The following is a 21,940-nucleotide window of genomic DNA, read 5'->3' on the forward strand; positions in this document are numbered from 1 at the left end:
GATGCATCCCGACACAACCGCGCTCCGTATCTTCGGGCGCAGGACGGGAAAGCTTGCAAAATCAGGAGAGTTCAATGTCGATTACCCCCAAGACACGGTTCACCGCCATGGCTGCGGCGGCGCTTGCCGCGACCCTCGGCCTTGCTGCGACGCCCGCCACCGCCGACGGCCACAAGGACAAGATGGCGGAAAAGCAGAATGTGCCGATGGTCGGCGGTGCAGCCATGTATCCGACCAAGAACATCGTCGAGAATGCCGTCAACTCGAAGGATCACACGACGCTCGTGGCCGCCGTGCAGGCCGCAGGGCTGGTCGAAGCCCTCACGGGTCCGGGCCCCTTTACTGTTTTCGCACCGACCAATGCTGCCTTCGCCAAGCTTCCCGCAGGCACCGTGGAGACGTTGCTCAAGCCTGAAAACAAGGGCACCCTGACCGGCATCCTGACCTACCATGTCGTTCCCGGCAAGGTTTCGGCCGCTGATCTCGTCGCCATGATCGAGCAAGGCGGTGGCAAGGCGGAACTGACCACGCTTAACGGCGGCAAGCTCGTCGCTCACATGATGGACGGCAAGGTCGCCCTGATGGACGCCGCAGGCGGTATGGCCACTGTCACTCAGGCCGACGTCTACCAGTCGAACGGCGTGATCCATGTCACCGATACGGTTTCGCTCCCCGGCTGACATTTCAAGGTCCCCCGCGGCGCCTACTCCGTACCTACCCCTCAGCGGCGCCGCAAAAGCGAAGCCCCGCCCGGCATGAACCGGGCGGGGCTTTCTCGTTCCAGTGTCGGCAGCCGGCTTTAACCGCCGAAATCGTAGCTGAAACGAAGACCGATGGTGCGTGGAGCGAGGACGAACTCGCCGAAGGTACGCTGGTACACCGGATCGCCGTTGATGTCGGCCAGGATCTGGTTGTAATCCTGGTTCCCGCGTACGCCGCCGACGGCGTATTTGTTGAAGGCGTTGTCGGCATAGAGCGTCACCGTCCAGGCATCGGTCTTGGCCGAGATCGAGAAGTTGTTGATCGCAAACCCCGGAATGACATAGCCGTTGCCGCGGTTGCCGGCGGTGCGCAGAACATTGGATTGCGCGGTCATCCCCCAGCCAAAGCGCAGGTCGATCGTATCGGTCAGCGGCGTTTCGTAGCTGGCATTGAGCGACAGCTTGCTCTTGGGCGAGCCAGGCAGACGATCGCCGGCGAGACCATCGAGCCGGTCTTCATTGCCATTGCCGTCGTCCGGCGCGCTGAAGCCCGGCGGGACGAAATAGGCGATAAGGTCGATCGCATCCTCGGTGAACTGCGGATCGGTGTAGGCATAGCTGCCGCCAATCTCCAGCCCCGGTACCGGCCGCCAGTTGAGCGCTAGTTCGAAACCCTTGGACTCAGCCGCTGCGCCATTGATGGTAATCGGCTGGCTGCCGTTGACCGTAGCCGAGGCGACCTGCGGGCCGTTCCACTTGATGTAGTAGACCGCGCCGTTGAGCGTCACCGTGTTATCCGCGAACTGGCTCTTGAAGCCGAGTTCGTAGTTGTTGGTGGTATCCGGGAAGTACTGGAATTCGTTGGGCAGCGCACAGACGATCTGCGTATTCGGCAACGGGGTCGGGCACAGCGCCACGCCATTGGCACTTCCGGTGCGGAAGCCTTCCGAATAGGTCGCATAGACCAGCACATCGTCGGTCACGTCGAACGAGGTGTTGAGCTTGAACAGGAAGCCATCGTCCTTCTGGCCGACTTCCTGGAAGTCGAGCACGATGGAGTCCGGTGCATCGCCATCGAACACGGTGCGGAAAAGCGGGATATCGACCGCCGATTGCGCCTGGAAATCGTAGTCGTAATAGCGCACCCCGCCAGTCACCGACCAGCGATCGGTGATACCAAAGGTGACCTCGCCGTAGAGACCGAGCTCGGTGAGCTTCTGCACATCGACCGAGAAATACTCGAGTGCGTCCGGGCGCAGCTGGATGCCGCCGAATTCGTCGACCGCGAACTGGTCGAAGCCCGGGGTAAATTCCTTGCTGAAACCATTGAACCGGCTGTTCTGGTAGAACCCGCCGACGATCCAGCTGATCGGACCGCCGTGGGTCGAAACCAGTCGCACTTCCTGGGTGAAGGCGCGGATATCGCTGTCTTCCAACGTGAAGCTGGTGAAGTTCGGGAAGGCTTCGTAGCTGTATTCGAGCGCGATCAGGAGGTCGGTCTGATCACGCTGGCCCGTCTCGTCCTCGGTCGCCCAGCCGGTTGCGCTGGTAAGCTGCGCAAAGCCAAGATCGGCAGTCGCTTCGATCGAGAACAGCTGGGTCTTGCGATCGTTCGGTTCCGGCACGCGCATGGCCGATTCATACTTGCCCAGGTTCACCGGCAGCGTGTCGATGCCGCGATTGGAAAGCTGGCGACCACCGGTTTCCTGATCCTGCAGCGTATAGGCCAGTTCGAATTCGAGCCAGTCGGTCGGTGCCGCCCCCAGCACCGCTCGGGCGGTGAGGGTCTGTTCGTCATTGACGTCCTTCAGCGGATTGAAATTCGTCGGGTCCGCGAAATCGTCCGGGTTGGACACGCCAACCGTGCGGACCGCGTAGGGATAGTCGATGAAGCCCTTGTCATCGAGATAATCGAGCGAGCCGCGGAAGGCGAGCACGCCGGGCACGATCGGCAGGTTCAGTGTCACACCGGTATCGTGGCTGATACCGTCACCGCTCTTGATCGTGTAAAGGTCGGCGCGAACGCTGGCGCTGAACTCGTCGAGGTCGGCCTTGTTGGGAATGTAGCGGATCGCACCACCCAGCGTGCCCGAACCGTAGAGCGTGCCCTGCGGACCGATCAGGAATTCGACACGCTGCACGTCCTTCAGGCGAAGGTCGACCAGCAGCGGGACTTCGCCGAGATAGGTGCCGACCGTGCCGCCATTGCCGCCGCCATCGTTCGAGCCGAGCGGGTCGGCGCTGAGGCCGCGGAAAACGACCAGCGAATTGTTGCGTGCGCCATTGTCGACGAAGAACACGCCCGGGACGAGGCGCGAGGCCTCTCGCAGGTTGAAGGCACCGGCTTCGGTGAGGTCCTCTCCCGAAACGGCCGAGATGTTGAACGGCACGTCCTGCACCGATTCTTCGCGCCGCGTGGCGGTCACGACAATGACATTGTCTGCGGTGGCGCCTGTCGCAGTCTCTTCCTCGATTTCCTGTGCCGACCCGGGCGTGGCCCATGCAGTCGCGATTATGGTGCTGCCGAGCAGCGCAGCGCGCATCATCTGGCGGGTATTCGCGATGTTCATGTTCTGGATTCCTTATCGCTTGGGGGTTAGGTTGCAGTCCCCATGCTGCACAGCAACATGGGGCTAAGAGCCGCGCAGCGCGCAACTTGTCAATTCCGCCAAGGGGCAAAACGCCATTTCTGTTGCTGATTCCCCGCTCACCCGTGCAAGAATGCAACTATTTGCAGGTCAGTTTCAAGCTGCCCATGCTGCAGCGCAGCAAGCGGTGCGCGAAGATCCGGACTGCGCCGAGGCGGTACTGGTGATGGCGGCGATCGCGGTGGAACACGGCAACGGGCCCGGCGCCGAAAAGCTTTGCGCCATGGTCGCAAAGGCCGGGCACGATAGCTGCTGGCTGGCTTTGCTCGAGGCACGGGTGGCCCTGCTCAAGCAAGATCAGGAGCGGGCGCGTGAGCGGGCGCTGACAGCCTACCGTCGCGGCACCGACGATCCGCATATCGCCAACCAGCTCGGCGTGGCGCTTTCGCGTACGGGGCGCCATGCGGAGGCGGTTGGTCCGCTGGCGCAGGCCGTCGCCGGCGTGCCGGCCAATCGCGACTATCGCTACAACTACGGCGTGGCCCTGGAGTTCGCCGGTGACCTCGAGGGTGCCGAGCGTGAGCTGCGGTCACTGGTCGCAATGCAGCCCGATCACGCCAAAGGCTGGGTCGCGCTGGTGCAATTGGCCAAAGTCCCCGACCCTGCCTGGGATGCGCAACTCGAGTCCTTGTTCGAAGGTTCGCGTGATTCCGAGACGCGGCTGGTGATCGGTCACGCCCTCGCGCGTTTGGCCGAGGAACGGGAGGCATGGGATGCCTCGCTGCAATGGCTCGACCGGGCGAAGGCCGCCAGGGCGCGAGAAGTCGCGCATGACCGCGCTGCCGCCGAAGCCTTGGTCGAGGCAGCGATTGCGGCCGCCAAGATCGGCAATTTCGGAGCAGAGCGCGAAGGCGACGAGCGCCCCATCTTCATCACCGGCATGCCGCGCAGCGGGACCACGCTGGTCGAACGGATCATCTCCTCGCACCCGCAGGTGACTTCGCTGGGCGAACTCTCCGACTTCGCCATCCTGCTGAAACGCCAACTGAAAACGCCTGGACCGCTGGTGCTGGAGCCAGCCCTGCTGGAGGCTGCATCGCAGGCAGGCGACCTGTCCGCGGTCGGAGCTGCCTATCTCGACCGGACGGGCCAGCTCGCGGAGGACGCGCCGCATTTCATCGACAAGATGCCGTTCAATGCCTTCTTCGCTCCTGCAATATTGCGGGCATTGCCGAGGGCGCGGGTGATTTGCCTGCGTCGCTCACCCTTCGACGTGCTGTTCGCCAATTACCGCCAACTCTTCGCCACCGGTTTCAGCTATTACAGCTATGCCTATGATTTTGGCGACGCGGCGCATTTCGTCGCCGGGTTCGAGCGGATGGCCAGCGCATTTGAGACTACCCTGCCCGTTAGCCGCTTTCTGCCCATCCGCTATGAGGACATCATCGCCGACCAGCGCGGCCAGACCGAACGCCTGCTCGAGTTCTGCGGCCTGCCGTGGGACGACGCCTGCATGGAATTCCACCGCAACGCCCAGCCGGTGGCAACGGCCAGCGCGGTGCAGGTCCGCTCACCGATCTACAGCAGCAGCATCGAGAAATGGCGGCGTTACGGCGAGGGCAGCAGACGCGCCCTCACCGAACTCGCCAGATACGGGATCGAGCCCTGAGGACGAGGCAGCGCTAGGCTGCCTCATCCTTCTTGGCCTTTACATCGTCATTGGCGACGACGCGGACAGGCTCCTTCTTGCCGGCCACCACGTCGGCGTCGATCACGACTTCGCTGACGTCTTCAAGGTCCGGCAGGTCGAACATGGTGTCGAGCAGAATGCCCTCGACGATCGAACGCAGACCGCGCGCGCCGGTCTTGCGCAGGATGGCGCGTTCGGCGATCGCCCGCAGCGCTTCGTCGGTGAAGGTCAGCTCGACATTTTCCAGATCGAACAGCTTGCGGTACTGTTTGACCAGTGCGTTCTTCGGTTCCTGCAGGATCGTCACCAGCGCATCGACATCGAGATCGTTAAGCGTCGCGATCACCGGCAGGCGGCCGACGAATTCGGGGATCAGCCCGAACTTGAGCAGGTCTTCCGGCTCGCTCTTTTCGAGCAGTTCGCCCACCTTGCGCTTGTCCGGATCGGCGACATGCGCGCCAAAGCCGATGCTGCGCTTCTGCAGGCGGTCGGCGATGATCTTGTCGAGACCGGCAAAGGCGCCGCCGCAAATGAACAGGATGTTGGTCGTGTCGACCTGCAGGAATTCCTGCTGCGGATGCTTGCGCCCGCCCTGCGGCGGGACGGAGGCAGTGGTGCCTTCCATCAGCTTGAGCAGCGCCTGCTGCACGCCTTCGCCCGAAACGTCGCGGGTGATCGAGGGGTTTTCCGCCTTGCGGGTGATCTTGTCGATCTCGTCGATATAGACGATCCCGTGCTGGGCCTTGTCGACATTGTAGTCGCTGGCCTGCAGCAGCTTGAGGATGATGTTCTCGACGTCTTCACCGACATAACCGGCTTCGGTCAGCGTGGTGGCATCGGCCATGGTGAAGGGCACGTCGAAGGTGCGTGCCAGCGTCTGTGCCAGCAGCGTCTTGCCGGAACCGGTTGGCCCGACCAGCAGGATGTTCGACTTCGCCAGTTCGACATCGCCACCCTTGCCGCTGTGCTTCAGCCGCTTGTAATGGTTGTGCACCGCGACCGAAAGCACGCGCTTGGCACGGTCCTGGCCGATCACATAGTCGTTGAGGGTGGCGCAGATTTCCGACGGGGTCGGAACATCGCCTTCCTTGCGGCCTGTCAGTCCGGCCTTGGTTTCCTCGCGGATGATGTCGTTGCACAGCTCGACACATTCGTCGCAGATGAACACCGTTGGCCCGGCGATGAGCTTCCTCACCTCGTGCTGCGACTTACCGCAAAAGCTGCAGTAGAGTGTCGACTTGCTATCGGTTCCGCTCAATTTCGTCATACCTTAGGCTTTCGGACCTTTTCCGCCGCAATACCAGCGGATTCGGGCGAAACTATCGCGCCCGGTCCGTTTTGCAACCACACCATATAGGGAACACACCTTGCCCGTGGCTGAAAGAGCACGGTTTCCCACTTGTTTCGCCCGCTTGTTTCGAGCGCCTGTCCCGTCAAGGGGCGGCGGGGCGGACCGAGCTTACTCAGGCGCGCCGCCCGAACCCTTCTCGCCATCCGATACTTCGTTGTCGGGGCGGGTCTCGAAGACCTTGTCGACGAGACCGAACTGCATTGCTTCCTCGGCCTCGAGGAAGGTGTCGCGATCCATCGCCTTCTCGATCTCCTCCAGGGTGCGCCCAGTGAACTTCACATAGAGGTCGTTCATCCGCGCACGGATGCGCAGGATTTCGCGGGCCTGGATCTCGATGTCGGAGGCCATGCCGCGCGCACCGCCCGAAGGCTGGTGGATCATGATGCGCGAGTTGGGCAGCGCAATGCGCATGCCCGGCTCGCCGGCAGCCAGCAGGAAGCTGCCCATGCTCGCAGCCTGGCCGATGCAAACGGTCGAAACGCGCGGCTTGATGTATTGCATGGTGTCGAAGATCGACAGACCAGCCGTCACCACCCCGCCGGGCGAGTTGATATACATGCTGATCGGCTTCGACGGGTTTTCGCTTTCGAGGAACAGCAGCTGCGCCACGATCAGCGAAGCCATGCCGTCTTCGACCTGGCCGGTCACGAACACGATGCGTTCGCGCAGCAGGCGGCTGAAGATATCGAAGCTTCGCTCGCCCCGGCTGGTCTGCTCGACCACCATCGGCACCAGCGCGCCGGTCACCGGATCACGGGTAAACTGCCCCTGGGTGCCGTAGGTTTCGCCAAGCTGGTCGCGGAGATCAATCATGAAAGGTCCTTTGTCGTGTCGGCGCTATATCTGTGCTGCCAGCGCCGGGTTCAAGCCTTGAATCTCTGGGCTTGAATATCGGCTTATCGTTGCGATGTGGTGCACGTAGCGGTAACCCCGACACCAGATCAACAAAAGGCCTGCCACATGTCCTCACTTCCGTTTTCCTCGCTCGACCCCATCCGCGCAGACGACGAAGAGGAGGGCACCGAGGACAAGGGCATGCGCGCCGCGATGATGAGCAAGTTCCTGGAGGCGCGCACGGTGATGCTGTTCGGCGGGGTCGACCAGAAGCTGGCCGAGCGGGTTTCGATGCAGCTGCTGTATCTGGATCACCTGTCGCACGATCCGATCAAGCTGATCGTCAATTCGCCGGGCGGCCACGTCGAATCGGGCGATACGATCCACGACCTGATCGGCTATATCAGCTCACCCGTGGCGATCATCGGCACCGGCTGGGTCGCCAGCATTGCCACCCACATCTTCCTCAGCGTCCCGCACGAACGGCGTTTCTGTCTGCCCAACACCCGCTTCCTGATCCACCAGCCGTCGGGCGGCGCCGGTGGCAAGGCGTCCGACATCGCCATCCAGGCGCAGGAAATCGTCAAGATGCGCGAACGGATCGCGCGCAAGATCGCCGAAGCTACGGGTCAGGACTATGAGAAGGTCCTGAAGGACATCGACCGCGATTTCTGGATGGGCACCGACGAAGCCAAGGACTATGGCATCCTCGGCACCGTCATCAAGCATGCGAGCGAGGTGACGTTCTAGGCAGGGGCGGACTGTAAACCTGCTCACGTCGTTGCGGCGTTTCTCCACCTGCGGGGTGACGATGGCTGCTGCCCTTCCGGCAAGCTGGCCCGACAGTGCCCGGGCAAGAGAGAGCGGCGCGTCGACGTTACCGCAGCGGAAACCTGGTTACACCTAAGATCCCGCCTATTTCGAACGCTTCGTCCGGCCCAAGGGCTCGCTGGCGCTGGCATGGAGCAAGGGCGACGGGGTCGATGTTGCGCTTCGAGATCCGCCGGCCGGTGATCTGCGACCCTTCTCGGACGGTTCCGACCGCGAAGCCGGGACCGAACTGCGGCAGGATATCCCCGGCAGTGACATCGCCGGGGGCAACCGTCTGCGTTACGATCGCCAGCGCGGCTATGCCCGCACCAGCGGGATAGGCCGGATGCAGGACGGCCCGATCCTGCGGTTCCATATCAGCGGGAATTTCTGGGCCTTTTCAGTCCCGAAGCCGTTCGACCGCCAGAGTTTGCCGTCTGTCGGACAATCCTCCACGCGGCACGACGCTGGTCCTGTGCTGGTGTCAGCCGGTCGATGATTACTTTTGTAATCGCAACGCTCTGGCAAACCGGCTGGACCAGAGGAGAGAGGACTGACCAACGTGCCCCCACACGTCCATACCCGTTTGCATAAACAGTCGCCCAGGCATTCAATCGCGCTTGCCCTGGCTTTGGCCGTGACGCCGGCCCCCTTGCTGGCCGAAGACACCGACGCGGATGCCGCCACTGAATCCGCTTCCGCTCCGGAGGGGTCGCTTGTCACCAACGGCCAGGGCCAGGTTTATGAACCGACCTATTTCACCCAGTTTGCACCGCGCACCGCGTTCGACATGGTCAGCCGTATCCCCGGCTTTACCATCGATGATGGCAACCAGGGCCAGCGCGGGCTCGGCCAAGCAAACCAGAACGTATTGGTCAACGGCCAGCGCTTTTCCAGCAAGTCGGACAGCCTGTTCGACCAGTTGCAGCGCATCTCCGCTGGCGACGTCCTGCGGATCGAGATCGTCGACGGCACCGCGCTCGACATCCCCGGCCTCTCCGGCCAGGTCGCCAATGTGGTCTACAAGAGCACCCGGACGAGCGGCCAGTTCCGCTGGCGCAGCGGATTCCGCCCCTACAACACCGAGGCGCAGCTCTATGGCGGCGAAATCTCCGTCACGGGGCGAAGCGGAAAGCTCGGCTATACCGTGTCACTTTCCAATGAAAACAATCGTTTCGGGGCTGACGGGCCGACAATCGTCACCGACGCGAGCGGCGCGGTGATAGAGGAACAGTACAACAAGTTTTCCGGCAAGTACGACAATCCGAAGCTTGCGACCAGTTTCAGCTACGATTTCGGCGGCGGGATACTCGGCAATCTCAATCTCAGCTATGGAGCTGATTTCCAGGAGATCACCGAACCTGAGACCGGAATCTATTCCAGCGGTCTGGTACGGACGCGCGAATTCATGCTCGACGACCAGGGGCCAAAGTACGAAATCGGTGGCGATATCGCCTTTCCAGTCGGGCCCGGCACGCTCAAACTGATCGGGCTGGAGCGGTTCGAGCGGGACGAGGTCGCCACCACCCTGGTCGACCGCTTCGATGACGGCCGTGACGCATCGGGCTTCCGGTTCGAACAGACCGGGAAGACCGGTGAGCGGATCGGTCGGTTCGAATATGGCTGGAGAATGTGGGAGGCCGACTGGCAGGTTTCGGGCGAAGCCGCGTTCAACCGGCTCAATCTCGCCTCAAGACTGTTCGAGCTGGATCCATCGGAGAACTTCGTCGAACTGCCATTCCCAGGAGGCAATGGCGGTGTGACCGAGGATCGCTATGAAGGCATCCTGAGCATTTCGAAGCAGCTCACCCCCACGCTCTCGCTGCAATTCACCGGCGGCGCGGAATATTCAAAGATCGAGCAGACCGGTTCTGCTGCCAATTCGCGCAGCTTCCAGCGGCCAAAAGGATCGCTCTCGCTGACGTGGAAGCCGAAGGATGATTTCGACATCACGATCGAAGCGCGACGCAAGGTTGGCCAGCTGTCCTTCGGCGACTTCCTGGCCTCGGTTTCGCTGCAGAACGACAACCAGAACGGCGGCAACAATGGCCTCCAGCCTGACCAGAGCTGGAACCTTGATGCCGAGATCAACAAGGGCCTGGGCGCATGGGGTTCGGCCAAGCTGGTGGTCCGCCATGCATGGTTCGAGGACTTCGTCGACTTCTTCCCGCTGGCGAATGGCGGCGAGGCAAGGGGCAATATCGGCGATGCCAGGCGACTTCATGTCGAGCTGAACACGACCATCAAGGGCGAGCCGATTGGCTTCAAGGGTGCGCGGCTGGAGATCAAGGCAGTGAAGCGCTGGATGGACGTAACCGATCCCTTTACCGGCGAGAACAGACCGTTCTCCTACGATCTCAACAGCCTGCTGGAGCTCGACTTCCGGCATGACATTCCTGGAAGCGACTGGGCCTGGGGCAGCGGCCTGTTTACGGCCGACAACGCTCCCTATTCGCGCCGCCGGGAAGTGGGCCGCGACTGGGAAGGTCCGACCTTCATGAACGTGTTCGTCGAGAACAAGGATGTGTTCGGGCTGACCGTGCAGGCGCTGGTCGGCAACGTGCTGGGCGCTCGCAACAAGTTCGAGCGGACAGTGTTCGTGGGTGACCGGCCTGGCGCGGATGTGGCCTTCGAGGAGGTCCGGAACCGCCGCATCGGCCCGATCTTCCGTTTCACCGTCAGCGGGAGCTTCTAATCCGCTTGCATTGGCGGCGGGCGGTGGCAACGTGCTGGCCATGAAAAACACCGTTGTTCTTCCCGTTCTCGGCCTCTTCGCTCTCGGTCTCGCCGTCCCGGCAGCGGCCCAGGATTCTGCCATTTCCGCGGGTACTGCGGGCGACGCCGATCCCTGTTCCTATCCGCGCGGCATCGGCGAGGCCGAGCGTGCGGCATGGGATGCGATCAAGCGGATCGAAGAACTCGACGATGCGGGCCCCCGGCTCAATGCGGTGATTGCCGTGGCCGAGGATGCCCCGTGCCGGGCGTGGCAGGCCGAGCGGGCCAGTTTGCCGCTCGCTGGGCGAACCGTGCTGATAAAGGACAACATCGAAACCCGCGAACTGCCGACGACCGCCGGTAGCCTTGCTCTGGCCGCCAACGCCACTGGCCGCGACGCGCCGCTCGTGGCGCGGCTGCGCGAGGCGGGCGGCGTGGTGCTGGGCAAGACCAACCTCAGCGAATGGGCCAATATCCGCAGTGATGCTTCGACGAGCGGCTGGAGCGCGGTCGGCGGGCTGACCCGCAACCCCTATGCCACCGATCGCAACACCTGCGGCTCGTCTTCCGGCAGCGGGGCGGCGATTGCGGCCGGCTTTGCCTGGGGCGCGATCGGGACCGAGACCAACGGTTCGATCACCTGCCCTGCCTCCGTTAACGGTCTGGTCGGCCTCAAGCCGACCGTCGGCTTCGTCAGCCGGACGCATGTTGTGCCGATTTCCAGCACGCAGGACACGCCGGGCCCGATGACCCGCACGGTGATGGACGCGGCCCTGATGATGAACGCTATAGCAGGTAGCGACCCACTCGATCCCGCCACCGCAGAGGCGGATGCACGCAAGGTAGACTTCACCGAAGGTCTCGGCAGCGCCACCCTTCAGGGCGTGCGGGTCGGTGTCATGCGCAAGCAGGTCGGCAACCGGGCCGACCTCGCGGCGCTGTTCGACCAGGCACTGGCCGACATGCAATCGGCGGGCGCGGAGCTGGTCGATATCGAGTTCGAACCCGACCCGGCGATGTATCGCGACAGCTTCACCGTGCTGATGTTCGAACTGCGCGAAGAGATGGGCAAGTATCTCGCCAGCCTTCCAGGTGAAGACATGCCCCGCTCGCTCGCGGACCTGATCGCCTTCAACAAGGCCAATGCCGATACCGAGATGCGCTGGTTCGGACAGGAGCTGTTCGAGCTCGCCCAGACCACCACCGACCGAGACGCTTACGAAAAGGCCCGCACCAACGCGATCAAGATCGCGGGTGCCGAGACCATCGACCGGTTGCTGGCCGACTTCAACGTCCGCTTCCTGGTCGTCCCGACCCGCGGCCCGGCCTGGACAAACGACCTAGTGAACGGCGACAATTTCAACGGCTCGATCGGTTTCGGGAGCCCGGCGGCGATCGCGGGCTATCCGCATCTGACTGTGCCGATGGGCGCCATCGAGGGCCTGCCGGTCGGCCTCTCGATCATGGGCGCCAAGTGGGACGACCACGCCGTGCTCAAGGCAGGGGCGGCCTTCGAACGGGCGCGGACCGCGGCTCTTCCCGAGCCGACGTTCGAACCATGGCAGCCCGTCGAAAGCGATGCTCCGAAGCCGGCGGAGTAACCCCTACCGCCCGTCGTAGATGACGGTCGGTGAACCAGGTTTCCTGACCGCACTCAAGATCGCGTAGATCCGTGCGTCGGTGAGGCCGGCCCGGCGGATCTCGCAGCGCATGCTGTCGAGAGCATCGCTCTCGGTCGCAATCCAGCCGTCGTTCATGAAATCGACGAAGGCATCGGGCCGCAGGTTCTCGCACTGGGGCGAGAGCTGCTCCCACCCACCATCCGAACGGCGGCTCATCATGCCCAGCGTGCGCTCTTCGGGATTGTCCTTGATCGACTGGGCAAGGAAGGTGTTGGCCGGGATGCCCGGACCCTTGAGAGCGCGCAGGCGATAGGCTTGGGTCGTGGGGGAGCTGTCGTCGCCGTCCCAGGTCCGCAATTCATAGCCCCCTGCGGGAAGCCGGGCGATTTCGGCCCGCATGCACTCCCCGCCTTCCTCGCATTCCTGCGCTGCGCCCGTCTTCAGCGGATAGGCAAGGCTGGCTGCGGGGATGATCGGATCGGCATCGTCGTTTTCGGCCACGAAACAAGCCGACAGCATCAAGGCACAGGCAACAAGCGCAGTGCGCGCCATAACAACTCGCATCAGACAATCCCTCCAACTCGCGTCCCTGGCAAAGGAAATACGGTTGAACCGGCTTGCTGCAAAGCCCTGAATCGACGGCCAAACGAAAAGGGCGGCGCATCGCTGCGCCGCCCTTGCATCGTAAATGACGCGCCTGGCCCTACTTCTTGGCGGCAGGCTTCTTGGCGGCAGGCTTCTTGGCCGCAGGCTTCTTCTCGGCGGCGGCCTTCGGCGCGGCTTCCTTCTTGGGAGCAGCAGCTTTCTTGGCAGGAGCCTTCTTCTCGGCCGGCTTGGCTTCTTCCTTGGCGGCAGCTTCCTTCTTCGGAGCGGCCTTCTTGGCGGGAGCCTTCTTCGCTGCTGGCTTCTTGGCCGGCTTCTTCTCTTCCTCGGCGTCGGCTTCGATCGCCGCTTCGAGCTCCTCGCGGGTCACTTCGCGGTCGGTGATCTCGGCCTTGTCGAACAGGAAGTCGACGACCTTGTCTTCATACAGCGGCGCGCGCAGCTGGGCCGCCGCCATCGGATCGTTGCGGATGAATTCGACGAACCGTTCGCGGTCTTCCGGGCGGTACTGCTGCGCTGCCTGGGTCATCAGCATGGTCATTTCCTGCTGGCTGATCTGGACGTTGTTGGCCTGGCCGATTTCCGACAGCAGCAGGCCGAGGCGCACGCGGCGTTCGGCGATCGAACGATAATCGTCCTTCTCGGCCTCGATTTCCTTCATCGCGGCAGCGGGGTCTTCCTCGCGCGCGGCTTCCTGTTCGAGCTGGGCCCAGATCTGCTGGAATTCGGCATCGACCATGCCCTGCGGCACGGCAAAGTCATGGCCCGAAGCAAGCTGGTCGAGCAGCGAGCGCTTCATCGCAGTGCGGGTCAGGCCGCCGGTTTCCTGTTCCAGCTGGCCGCGGATCAGTTCCTTGAGCTTGTCGAGGCTTTCGAGGCCGAGGTTGGTCGCGAACTCGTCGTCGATGACGGTATCGGTCTCGACCTTCACCTGCTTGACGGTGATGGCGAACTGCGCGTCCTTGCCGGCCAGGTGATCGGCCTGGTAGTTTTCGGGGAAGGTCACGGTGATGGTCTTTTCGTCACCGGTCTTCACACCCACCAGCTGCTCTTCGAAACCGGGGATGAAGGTGCCCGAGCCGAGCACCAGCGCCGCGTCTTCGGCCTTGCCGCCGTCGAATTCGACGCCATCGATCGAGCCCACGAAATCGATGATCAGCTGGTCGCCGTCGGCCGCCTTCTTGGTCTTGGGAGCGTCCTTGTAGCTCTTGTTGTTGCCCGCGATGCGGGTGATCGTCTCCATCACCGCTTCGTCGGACACCGGCACGGTCAGGCGCTCTAGCTTGAGGCCTTCGATGCTGGGCGTGTCGATTTCGGGCAGGACTTCCAGATCGATGGTGATTTTGGCGTCCTTGCCCTGTTCGTAGTCGTCATTGAGAGCGATCGACGGCTGCATCGCGGGACGCAGCTTGTTGTCGGCCATTACCTTGTCGACCGATTCGCGGATCGTATCGTTGAGCACCTGGGCGTGCAGCTGCTCGCCATGCATCTTGCGGACGAGGTTGGCGGGCACCTTGCCGGGGCGGAAGCCAGGCATGCGCACCTGCGGTGCGATCTTCTTCACCTCGGCTTCGATCTTCGCATCGATGTCCTTGGCGGTCAGCGTCAGCTCATAGCCGCGCTTGAGGCCCTCGTTGGTGGTCTCTTTGGTCTGCATGGGGATGTCTTTGTGCCTTATCGAGTATTGCTATGCGCGAGAGGCCAGCCAGGGGCGGATTGGTGCGGGCGAAGGGACTCGAACCCCCACATCTTTCGATACTGGTACCTAAAACCAGCGCGTCTACCAATTCCGCCACGCCCGCTAGCCCGAACGAAGCCGCGCGGCACGCCGGGGGCGCACCGCGTTGAACGCGCGCCTCTAATGGCTGGCGCGGCAAAGGGCAAGCGCCGGATGGGCCAATTGCGCATGGCGTTCGCCAAGATGGCTGCGATGCGTGCTTGCAGTGCAAGCCCCACCCGACTATCGGCGCGGCCCATGAGCGACGAGAACACCAACGACAGCGCCCCCGCAACCGGTGGCGCCGACACCCCGCCCGATCACCTGTCGGTCCATCCGCGCAGCCCGCATTTCGATGCCGAAGTGCTGCGTCGCGGCGTCGGCATCCGGTTCAAGGGCCGTGTCCGCACGGATATCGAGGAATATTCGATTTCCGAAGGCTGGGTTCGGGTGCAAGCCGGCAAGACGGTTGACCGCAAGGGCCAGCCACTGACGCTCAAGCTGAGTGGCGAAGTCGAAGCCTGGTTCGAGGACCTGGGCGAGAATCCGCCGGTGGCGAAGAAGGGTTAAGACCTGACCTCAGTCATACTGCGCGAGGACTGCGGCGTAGGGGTCACTCTGCGGCGCAGGTTTTGGCTTCACCGGTGGCAGGGCTACCGGCTTGCGCGCAATTGGCGGCGGAGCCGCTCGCGCGGGCGCGGCCTGAGCCGTCACCTCGCGCCTCGCCGCCGGCGGGCTGGCCGGTTCAGTCAGGGCGGCAAAGGCTTTGCTGAAATCGCTTGACGGCTTGGTCGTGGCCGGAGCGGTCAGCGAGACTTGCGGTTTCGGCGCGGGGGCAATCGCGAGGCGCGTATCCGGCTTGGCCTTCTTCGGCTTGCCATCGGCATAGATGAAGCCGGCGACGGGCCAACGGGTAGTGCCGAGATCCTGCAACGGTGCATACCAGACTCGCACTTCGCTCCAGTCACCCTTGGCAGAAACATCGACCGCCTTGACCCCGCGCTCGATCTGGCCGCGGCGGCCGTTGATCGGCGACCAGTTGGCATGGTCGAGCAGCACGGTGCGCTTGTCGATCACCTTCACCACTGTGGCGACATGGCCCAGTTGCATCCGCTCGGTCGGCACGAAAGCCATGACCGCACCGACCTTGGGCTCGTTGCCGCGCAGGTACTTTCCTTCGGCCTGGTCCCACCAAGTATAGGCGTCTCCGAAAATCGCGATGCCGCTCACCTCGCGGGCGTAGGGCACACACTGGAGATAGGGCGGCAGTTCGCTGGTCTGTGCCGGGGCCATATCTGCCGAACGGGCATACACCACCCCCTCGGTGGCGGCACCCAAAGCGGCGAGACCGGCGATGATGGAACACAGATTGAGCGGCAATTTCATGTCGCCGCTAGTGCCCGGTTATCCTTACGATCGGCCTCCGCATTATGGTAAACGCGAATTTACCCTGTTTTACAGGCGGGCGGTCTCCAATGCGCGCTTGCCAAGCGGCCCGCGAGGGGCCACCTGCGCCCTGTCATGTCCGCGCGCAAACCCACCGTCATCATCATCGGCCGTCCCAATGTCGGCAAGTCCACCCTGTTCAACCGGCTGGTGGGCAAGAAGCTGGCGCTGGTCGACGACCAGCCCGGCGTGACGCGTGATCGCCGGATGGGCGATGCCGAACTGGCCGGGATGCAGTTTACCGTGGTCGACACCGCCGGGTGGGAGGACGAGGATCCCGATACCCTGCCTGGCCGGATGCGGGCGCAGACGCAGGTCAGCCTAGAAGGGGCCGACGCGGCTCTTTTCGTGATCGACGCGCGCGCTGGCGTGACCCCGCTCGACGAGGAAATCGCCCGCTGGCTGCGCACCGTCAGCGTGCCGGTGGTGCTGGTCGCCAACAAGGCCGAGGGCAAGGCGGGCGACGCCGGGCTCTACGAAGCCTATGCGCTGGGCCTGGGCGATCCTGCCCCGATCTCCGCCGAACACGGCGAAGGCGTGGCCGACCTGTTCGAAGGCCTCTGGCCGGTCATTGGCCATTTCGAGAAGGAAGCCGAGGAAGAGGCCGCCGCCCGTGCCGAGGCCGGTGAGGAAGCCGGGGACGACGAAGACGCCCCGCTCGGCCCGCTCAAGCTCGCCATCGTCGGCCGCCCCAATGCCGGCAAATCCACCCTGATCAACCGCCTGCTGGGTGAAGACCGGCTGTTGACCGGGCCCGAAGCCGGGATCACCCGCGATTCCATCGCGGTCGACTGGCAGTGGACCGACCCGAAAGACGGCGAGACTCGCGACATCCGCCTGATCGACACCGCCGGCATGCGCAAGCGCGCCAAGGTGGTCGAGAAGCTGGAGAAGCTTTCGGTCGCCGATGCGCTGCGCGCGGTCGATTTCGCCGAGGTCGTGGTGCTGTTGCTCGATGCCACACAAGGGCTGGAACACCAGGATCTCAAGATCGCCAGCAAGGTGCTCGAAGAGGGGCGCGCGCTGATGGTCGCGATCAACAAATGGGACGTGGCAGGTCAGACCGGGACACAAGACGCCTCTTCGCTCTTCAACGGCATCAAGGGCGCGCTCGACGAAGGGCTGGCGCAGGTGCGCGGCCTGCCGGTGATGGCGGTCAGCGCGAAGACCGGCAAGGGTCTCGACGACATGCTGCGCGCCGCCTTCGTGTTGCGCGAGGCGTGGTCGAAACGCGTTTCGACCTCCGCGCTCAACCGCTGGTTCGACGATGCGCTGGAAGCCAATCCGCCCCCCGCCCCCGGCGGCAAGCGGATCAAGCTGCGCTATATCACCCAGGCCACCACCCGCCCGCCACGCTTCGTGGTGTTCGGCACGCGGCTGGAATTGCTGCCCAAGAGCTACGAGCGCTACCTCGTCAACGGCATCCGCAAGAACCTCGGCTTCGACGCAGTGCCGGTGCGGGTGGTGCTGAAGAGTTCGAAGAACCCCTACTCGAGGGATTGAGCCGATGCTCGACCTGCTCATGCCGAGCGGCAATATCGCCACCGAACTGGTCCAGCGCACCTCCAGCACGGTGATCGTGCAGGAGATCGTGCGGCTGAGTCTGGCCCCGGCGTTCCTGCTCGCCGCCATCGGCGCGGTCATGAACGTGATGATGAGTCGCCTGATCTGGGTTGCCAACCGGATCGAGCGGCTCGAGGAGCGGATGGAAGAGGATCACACACCGAAGGAGCGGCGCGAGCTTGTCCGGCTGCGCCGTCGTCGCCGTTATGCCCAGCGGGCGATGATGTTCAGCACCGGCGCTGCGTTGACAATCTCGCTCGTCATACTGCTGCTGTTCGTCAGCGCCTTCATCACCCCGCAAATCGGTACGCTCACCGCCATCGCATGGATCGCGACCATGCTGCTACTTATCGCCGGTCTCGTGCTGTTCGCGGTCGAAACCGCCATCGCCGTAGGCGGCCAGCGCCGCGAGGGGCAGGACGAGGGGAGCTAACGGTTCGCCGCGCGTCCGACATCGCTGACACGGTCCGTCGCTCTTCCGCTACCGGCCATCCGCGACCCTCCGCACGGTAAATCTGCGAGCAAGGTCATTGGCGAAGAATGCCAGGCAAACGGGGGCGAAAGAGGAGAGAACGATGTCGACTCTAGCCGTCACGGTAACCTACAAGTGCGGCTCCGTCGCCCGGTTCGACGTGCCCGATGTGGGCACCGCGCTCGTCGTGGCGGAGATCAATCTCGATGAAGGCACGGCCGAGATAACCGGGGAAACCGGGCTGTTGGCCCGGCTGCGCCGACGGGTGCAGGGCACCGCAGGGTTCTGGCAAATCAATCCCTAAGGCCGGGAACTGTCATTCCTCCGCCGGTTTGCTTTGCAGCTGGACGTAGTTCTGCAGGCCCATGCGTTCGATCATGTCGAACTGGGTTTCGAGGAAATCGACGTGCTCTTCCTCGCTTTCGAGGATGCGGGCGAAGATCTCGCGGCTGACGTAGTCGCGGACTTTTTCGCAATGCTCGATCGCGTCGCGTAGCAGCGGGATCGCCTCATGCTCCATCGCGAGGTCGGCCCTGAGGATTTCCTCGACCGTCTCGCCGACCTTGAGCTTGTGGATGGCCTGGAAGTTGGGCAGCCCGCCGAGAAACAGCACCCGTTCGGCGAGGATGTCGGCATGCTTCATCTCGTCGATCGATTCGTGCCGCTCGTATTCGGCCAGCTTGTGCACGCCCCAGTCGGCCAGCACGCGGTAGTGCAGCCAATACTGGTTGATCGCGGTCAGCTCGTTGGTGAGCGCCTTGTTGAGGAAATCGATGACGGTCGCGTCGCCCTTCATGGCCCATACTCCTGCGGGGAACTATGGGTCAAACATAGGCGCTAATGGCCGCGTGCCACAAGGGCGAAATACCGAAAAAATGGCGGAATTCCGCCATTTGCAAGCGATTATCAGTAGCGGGTTTCCAGTTCAGGCTGCGACGCGTTTGCAGCAGACCATGCGCTCGTCATCGAGTATTTCGTCCGCCTCGCACAGGCAGGTGCCGCACTGCGGGATCTTGCCCAGCGCCGCGTAGGCCGCCACCGCATCGCCGCCTGTGCGATGGGCGACGGCCCGCAGGTCGGTTTCGCGGATGGCATTGCAGACGCAGACGTACATCTCAGCGGCTCTCCTGCGAGTGATTCGCAAGAGGTAATTTATGCGAATTATTCGCAATAGCAAGTAAGTTTAACGCCTCAACGCGAACACCCGGCCATAGGTCAGGCAGCGCCACAGCCATTCGAGCGGGCCATAGCGGAACCGCTCCAGCCAGGGCTTTGACCACAGCAGCATCAGCACCCAAGCCAGCAGGACCACGAGATAAAGCTGCGGGCGGTTCAGCTGTCCGAACAGCCCCAGCGCCCAGCCGTGGAAGACGAACATCATCACGATCGAGGTGCCGAGGTAGTTGGTGAAGGCCGACCTCCCCGCCGCCGACACCCGCTGGCCCAGCCAGCCGGTCGCACGCGGACCATAGAGCGAAAACAGTGCTGCAAGCCCCAGCACCATCGCCAGGCGCGGCAGCACCGTCATGCCCATCATCCCCGCCAGCGTACTCCAGTAGGAAAAGCCCGCCGCCTTGACCCAGAGGCCGATGGCAAGATGGCAGAGGCCGCCTGCCAGAACTCCGATCCAGCCCCACAGGCGCATTCGTCCCGGGTCCATGCCGCCGCTGAAAAGGCCGAAGCGGTAGAGCGCGATGCCGAGCAGCATCAGCGGGAAGGTCTCGAAGAAGAACATTACGATCCCGACCAAGGGGTCTTCAAGGTGCGTATCGAAACGGTGCGCGATCAGGCCGCCATAATTGCCTGCGGTCTTGAGGCCCGTATCGACCTTGTCGTCGTCAAGTGCGTGCGCCTTCTGCTCCTCCGCATTCTCGCGCATTTCCGCAAATGCCGGCTGCTCGCCAAAGGGCGTCTCCGCGACGAAGTACATCGGCACCATCATCCCGGCCAGCATGATCGCGCCGACAAGGTAGCCAAGCAGGCCGACCACCAGCTGCGTCTTCGCGCTCCACCGCAGACACAGCAGTGCGACCATGCCGACGATGGCGTAATAGGTCAGGATATCGCCTCGCCAGATGAGGTAGAAATGGATCAGCCCGAACACCAGCAGCCAGCACAGCCGCTTGAACTGCAACCGCCGGTCGAGGCCTTTCTCCCATGCTTTCTCCATGAACAGGTACATCCCCGCCCCGAACAGCAATGAGAACAGCCCGCGCATCTTGCCGTCGACCAACACCAGCTGGGTGATCCACAACCAGCCGCCCGGGTCGCCTGGGGGCACAAGGAAACTTTCAGGGAACATGTAGGCCGAGAACGGTTGTCCGAAGGCAACGATATTGGCGGCAAGGATGCCCATTACCGCTATGCCCCGAATGAAATCGAGGCTGGAGAGCCGGGTGCCCTCCTTTGCGGAATTCGGCGCTATCGGCTGGTCGCCTTCGACATTCGCTGTAGTCGCCATGGTCACCCCCCTTGATGGAGGGGGCGTATCACGCGCGGCATTTTCGCCAAAGCGGCATTGGCGAATGGCGATGAATTGCCGGTGGAAAGCCTATTTCGTGACGAGACAGCTCTGGCCGCTGCGCTTGAGCGCGTTGCACGTCGCCTGCGCTGCCGACTGGCTGGCGAAACCGCCCGCCTGCAGCTTCGTCAAATTGCCTGCAGGGACCAATAGCTTGGTCGCCCCGGCCAGTTCGGCCTTGCCCGACAGTTGCGCCCACAGCTTGTCCGCATTGGCCTTGATCGAGAAAGCCCCGAGCTGGACCTTCCAGGGCCCACCGCTGGCAGCGACCGAAGGCTTCGGTGCCGACGCCGGCTTTGGCGCTGGCGGCGGGGCCGCGGCAACCCGCACCGGCTGGTCGACCGCCGGCCGCGGCGTCGGAACCGCTGCGGGGCTCCCCAACGTGTAGCTCGCCCCGGCTTCGGCCGGGCTCTGGGTGCCGGTGACACGGCCTGCTTCGGCCAGCGCGGCCTGCGCGGCAGCGACCGAAGGAGCAACCGGGGTCTGGGGGATCGGCTGCGGAATGCGCGCGGCCCCGGGAGGAAGCTTGGTCGCATCGGAGGGCACCGGGCGCGGAGCCGGCGGTACGGCAATGGCCAGCTGCGGCCCATCGGTCCCGAGATCGGCCGCAGCCATCTGGCTGGAGCGCCGGGCATCGGCTTCGCTCTTGAGCCGCGCCGCCAGCGGTTGCGCCTGCTGGCGCTGCTCCAGCGGGATGAAATCGTCCATCTGCTGCAATGCCGGGGCGGCCTGCGGCAGACCCGCCGAGTTAGCCAGCGTCAGCAGGGCGTAAGCGCGGACCCAGTCCTTTTCCACCAAGTCGCCGTTGAAGTGGGCAATACCGAGCAGGTACTGCGCACGCGGATCGCCGCGATCGGCTGCGGCCTTTACGTAAGGCATGGCCGCTTCGCGCTGGCCACCCTGGAACAGCAGCAGGCCGAGGTTGTCGGCGGCCTTGATATGGCCCTGCGCCGCAGCCTTGGCGTAATAGAGTTCGGCCTGCTTGCTGTTCTGCTCCACCCCGCGGCCCAGGCGATAGGCCTGGGCGAGGTTGAACTGGGCATCGGGATCACCCTTGGCCGCCGGGTCGCGCCATTCCCTGACCGCCCGTTCGTAATCGCCCGCGCTCCACGCATCGACCCCGGCCTTGACGTCAGCCAAAGCTGCGACAGGCAGCGCCAGCAGCGACACTGCGAACAAACCTCTCACTGCACACGCCATGACCATGATGTGCTGCAAACCCTTTCGGCAACTAGCTTGAGCCACCGTGGGATAGAGTGACATAGTGAATATGCCGTTAGCAAAGATTTTCTAACGCATTACTGCCA

Annotated in this window: 20 protein-coding genes and 1 tRNA gene; 9 read left to right on the top strand and 12 right to left on the bottom strand. The window is 63.5% G+C overall.

Annotated features, from left to right (window positions below; all coding sequences use genetic code 11):
• Positions 1–74: 74 nt before the first annotated feature.
• Positions 75–680: a fasciclin domain-containing protein gene (locus tag LY632_RS13075; protein WP_370636534.1), complete on the top strand. Its 606-nt coding sequence runs from the start codon at positions 75–77 to the stop codon at positions 678–680.
• A 119-nt stretch (positions 681–799) separates the two neighbouring features.
• Here LY632_RS13075 and LY632_RS13080 read toward each other — a convergent pair whose 3' ends face one another.
• Positions 800–3,271 carry a TonB-dependent receptor gene (locus LY632_RS13080; protein WP_234091566.1) on the bottom strand — a complete coding sequence of 824 codons (2,472 nt, stop codon included), beginning with the start codon at positions 3,269–3,271 and terminating at the stop codon, positions 800–802.
• Between the two features lie 151 nt (positions 3,272–3,422).
• On the opposite strand from LY632_RS13080, the gene LY632_RS13085 reads away from it, so the two are divergent.
• Entirely contained in the window at positions 3,423–4,958 is a 1,536-nt protein-coding gene (locus tag LY632_RS13085; protein ID WP_234091567.1) for a sulfotransferase, read from the top strand.
• A 13-nt stretch (positions 4,959–4,971) separates the two neighbouring features.
• Here LY632_RS13085 and clpX read toward each other — a convergent pair whose 3' ends face one another.
• A complete protein-coding gene (gene clpX, locus LY632_RS13090; RefSeq protein WP_234091568.1) occupies positions 4,972–6,246 on the bottom strand; it encodes an ATP-dependent Clp protease ATP-binding subunit ClpX in 1,275 nt (424 codons plus the stop codon).
• A gap of 192 nt (positions 6,247–6,438) precedes the next feature.
• On the bottom strand, positions 6,439–7,143 hold the full coding sequence (gene clpP, locus LY632_RS13095; protein ID WP_305040816.1) for an ATP-dependent Clp endopeptidase proteolytic subunit ClpP: 705 nt from the start codon (positions 7,141–7,143) through the stop codon (positions 6,439–6,441).
• 147 nt (positions 7,144–7,290) lie between these two features.
• On the opposite strand from clpP, the gene LY632_RS13100 reads away from it, so the two are divergent.
• Positions 7,291–7,914 (top strand): ATP-dependent Clp protease proteolytic subunit, encoded by a 624-nt coding sequence (locus LY632_RS13100; protein WP_234091569.1) that lies wholly within the window; start codon positions 7,291–7,293, stop codon positions 7,912–7,914.
• A 127-nt stretch (positions 7,915–8,041) separates the two neighbouring features.
• Here LY632_RS13100 and LY632_RS13105 read toward each other — a convergent pair whose 3' ends face one another.
• Entirely contained in the window at positions 8,042–8,350 is a 309-nt protein-coding gene (locus LY632_RS13105) for a hypothetical protein (RefSeq protein WP_234091570.1), read from the bottom strand.
• Positions 8,351–8,611: 261 nt separating this feature from the next.
• Here LY632_RS13105 and LY632_RS13110 point away from each other — a divergent pair, with 261 nt between their 5' ends.
• Both LY632_RS13110 and LY632_RS13115 read left to right on the top strand, forming a co-directional pair.
• Positions 8,612–10,669 carry a TonB-dependent receptor gene (locus tag LY632_RS13110; protein WP_234091571.1) on the top strand — a complete coding sequence of 686 codons (2,058 nt, stop codon included), beginning with the start codon at positions 8,612–8,614 and terminating at the stop codon, positions 10,667–10,669.
• 40 nt (positions 10,670–10,709) lie between these two features.
• Entirely contained in the window at positions 10,710–12,290 is a 1,581-nt protein-coding gene (locus LY632_RS13115; RefSeq protein WP_234091572.1) for an amidase, read from the top strand.
• Positions 12,291–12,293: 3 nt separating this feature from the next.
• Here LY632_RS13115 and LY632_RS13120 read toward each other — a convergent pair whose 3' ends face one another.
• From LY632_RS13120 to LY632_RS13130, 3 genes are all read right to left on the bottom strand, one after another.
• Positions 12,294–12,875: a hypothetical protein gene (locus LY632_RS13120; RefSeq protein ID WP_234091573.1), complete on the bottom strand. Its 582-nt coding sequence runs from the start codon at positions 12,873–12,875 to the stop codon at positions 12,294–12,296.
• Between the two features lie 139 nt (positions 12,876–13,014).
• Positions 13,015–14,571: a trigger factor gene (tig, locus tag LY632_RS13125; protein WP_234091574.1), complete on the bottom strand. Its 1,557-nt coding sequence runs from the start codon at positions 14,569–14,571 to the stop codon at positions 13,015–13,017.
• Positions 14,572–14,631: 60 nt separating this feature from the next.
• Positions 14,632–14,716, bottom strand: a tRNA-Leu gene (locus tag LY632_RS13130).
• Between the two features lie 173 nt (positions 14,717–14,889).
• On the opposite strand from LY632_RS13130, the gene LY632_RS13135 reads away from it, so the two are divergent.
• A complete protein-coding gene (locus LY632_RS13135; protein WP_234091575.1) occupies positions 14,890–15,201 on the top strand; it encodes a DUF3297 family protein in 312 nt (103 codons plus the stop codon).
• A gap of 9 nt (positions 15,202–15,210) precedes the next feature.
• Here LY632_RS13135 and LY632_RS13140 read toward each other — a convergent pair whose 3' ends face one another.
• Complete coding sequence (locus tag LY632_RS13140) at positions 15,211–16,017, bottom strand: CHAP domain-containing protein (protein ID WP_370636535.1); 807 nt, start codon at positions 16,015–16,017, stop codon at positions 15,211–15,213.
• A gap of 135 nt (positions 16,018–16,152) precedes the next feature.
• Between LY632_RS13140 and der the strand changes: the two genes are divergently transcribed.
• From der to LY632_RS13155, 3 genes are all read left to right on the top strand, one after another.
• Positions 16,153–17,580, top strand: a complete 1,428-nt coding sequence (der, locus tag LY632_RS13145; protein ID WP_234091576.1) for a ribosome biogenesis GTPase Der — start codon at positions 16,153–16,155, stop codon at positions 17,578–17,580.
• Positions 17,581–17,584: 4 nt separating this feature from the next.
• Positions 17,585–18,073 carry a DUF2721 domain-containing protein gene (locus tag LY632_RS13150; RefSeq protein WP_234091577.1) on the top strand — a complete coding sequence of 163 codons (489 nt, stop codon included), beginning with the start codon at positions 17,585–17,587 and terminating at the stop codon, positions 18,071–18,073.
• Positions 18,074–18,215: 142 nt separating this feature from the next.
• Positions 18,216–18,416: a hypothetical protein gene (locus LY632_RS13155; protein ID WP_234091578.1), complete on the top strand. Its 201-nt coding sequence runs from the start codon at positions 18,216–18,218 to the stop codon at positions 18,414–18,416.
• Positions 18,417–18,428: 12 nt separating this feature from the next.
• Here LY632_RS13155 and bfr read toward each other — a convergent pair whose 3' ends face one another.
• The 4 genes from bfr to LY632_RS13175 form a co-directional block, all read right to left on the bottom strand.
• Complete coding sequence (gene bfr, locus LY632_RS13160) at positions 18,429–18,908, bottom strand: bacterioferritin (RefSeq protein ID WP_234091579.1); 480 nt, start codon at positions 18,906–18,908, stop codon at positions 18,429–18,431.
• A gap of 129 nt (positions 18,909–19,037) precedes the next feature.
• Positions 19,038–19,226 carry a bacterioferritin-associated ferredoxin gene (locus LY632_RS13165; RefSeq protein WP_234091580.1) on the bottom strand — a complete coding sequence of 63 codons (189 nt, stop codon included), beginning with the start codon at positions 19,224–19,226 and terminating at the stop codon, positions 19,038–19,040.
• 69 nt (positions 19,227–19,295) lie between these two features.
• Complete coding sequence (locus tag LY632_RS13170) at positions 19,296–20,573, bottom strand: DUF418 domain-containing protein (protein ID WP_234091581.1); 1,278 nt, start codon at positions 20,571–20,573, stop codon at positions 19,296–19,298.
• A 90-nt stretch (positions 20,574–20,663) separates the two neighbouring features.
• Positions 20,664–21,821 carry an SPOR domain-containing protein gene (locus LY632_RS13175; RefSeq protein WP_370636536.1) on the bottom strand — a complete coding sequence of 386 codons (1,158 nt, stop codon included), beginning with the start codon at positions 21,819–21,821 and terminating at the stop codon, positions 20,664–20,666.
• Positions 21,822–21,940 lie beyond the last annotated feature (119 nt).

This window comes from Erythrobacter sp. SDW2, assembly GCF_021431965.1.
Lineage (GTDB): Bacteria > Pseudomonadota > Alphaproteobacteria > Sphingomonadales > Sphingomonadaceae > Parerythrobacter.

Coding starts and splice junctions, on each gene's coding strand:
- LY632_RS13075 (WP_370636534.1), top strand. CDS start 75: ATGTCGATTACCCCCAAGACACGGTTCACCGCCATGGCTGCGGCGGCG.
- LY632_RS13080 (WP_234091566.1), bottom strand. CDS start 3,271: ATGAACATCGCGAATACCCGCCAGATGATGCGCGCTGCGCTGCTCGGC.
- LY632_RS13085 (WP_234091567.1), top strand. CDS start 3,423: ATGCAACTATTTGCAGGTCAGTTTCAAGCTGCCCATGCTGCAGCGCAG.
- clpX (WP_234091568.1), bottom strand. CDS start 6,246: ATGACGAAATTGAGCGGAACCGATAGCAAGTCGACACTCTACTGCAGC.
- clpP (WP_305040816.1), bottom strand. CDS start 7,143: ATGATTGATCTCCGCGACCAGCTTGGCGAAACCTACGGCACCCAGGGG.
- LY632_RS13100 (WP_234091569.1), top strand. CDS start 7,291: ATGTCCTCACTTCCGTTTTCCTCGCTCGACCCCATCCGCGCAGACGAC.
- LY632_RS13105 (WP_234091570.1), bottom strand. CDS start 8,350: ATGGAACCGCAGGATCGGGCCGTCCTGCATCCGGCCTATCCCGCTGGT.
- LY632_RS13115 (WP_234091572.1), top strand. CDS start 10,710: ATGAAAAACACCGTTGTTCTTCCCGTTCTCGGCCTCTTCGCTCTCGGT.
- LY632_RS13120 (WP_234091573.1), bottom strand. CDS start 12,875: ATGCGAGTTGTTATGGCGCGCACTGCGCTTGTTGCCTGTGCCTTGATG.
- tig (WP_234091574.1), bottom strand. CDS start 14,571: ATGCAGACCAAAGAGACCACCAACGAGGGCCTCAAGCGCGGCTATGAG.
- LY632_RS13135 (WP_234091575.1), top strand. CDS start 14,890: ATGAGCGACGAGAACACCAACGACAGCGCCCCCGCAACCGGTGGCGCC.
- LY632_RS13140 (WP_370636535.1), bottom strand. CDS start 16,017: ATGAAATTGCCGCTCAATCTGTGTTCCATCATCGCCGGTCTCGCCGCT.
- der (WP_234091576.1), top strand. CDS start 16,153: ATGTCCGCGCGCAAACCCACCGTCATCATCATCGGCCGTCCCAATGTC.
- LY632_RS13150 (WP_234091577.1), top strand. CDS start 17,585: ATGCTCGACCTGCTCATGCCGAGCGGCAATATCGCCACCGAACTGGTC.
- LY632_RS13155 (WP_234091578.1), top strand. CDS start 18,216: ATGTCGACTCTAGCCGTCACGGTAACCTACAAGTGCGGCTCCGTCGCC.
- bfr (WP_234091579.1), bottom strand. CDS start 18,908: ATGAAGGGCGACGCGACCGTCATCGATTTCCTCAACAAGGCGCTCACC.
- LY632_RS13165 (WP_234091580.1), bottom strand. CDS start 19,226: ATGTACGTCTGCGTCTGCAATGCCATCCGCGAAACCGACCTGCGGGCC.
- LY632_RS13170 (WP_234091581.1), bottom strand. CDS start 20,573: ATGGCGACTACAGCGAATGTCGAAGGCGACCAGCCGATAGCGCCGAAT.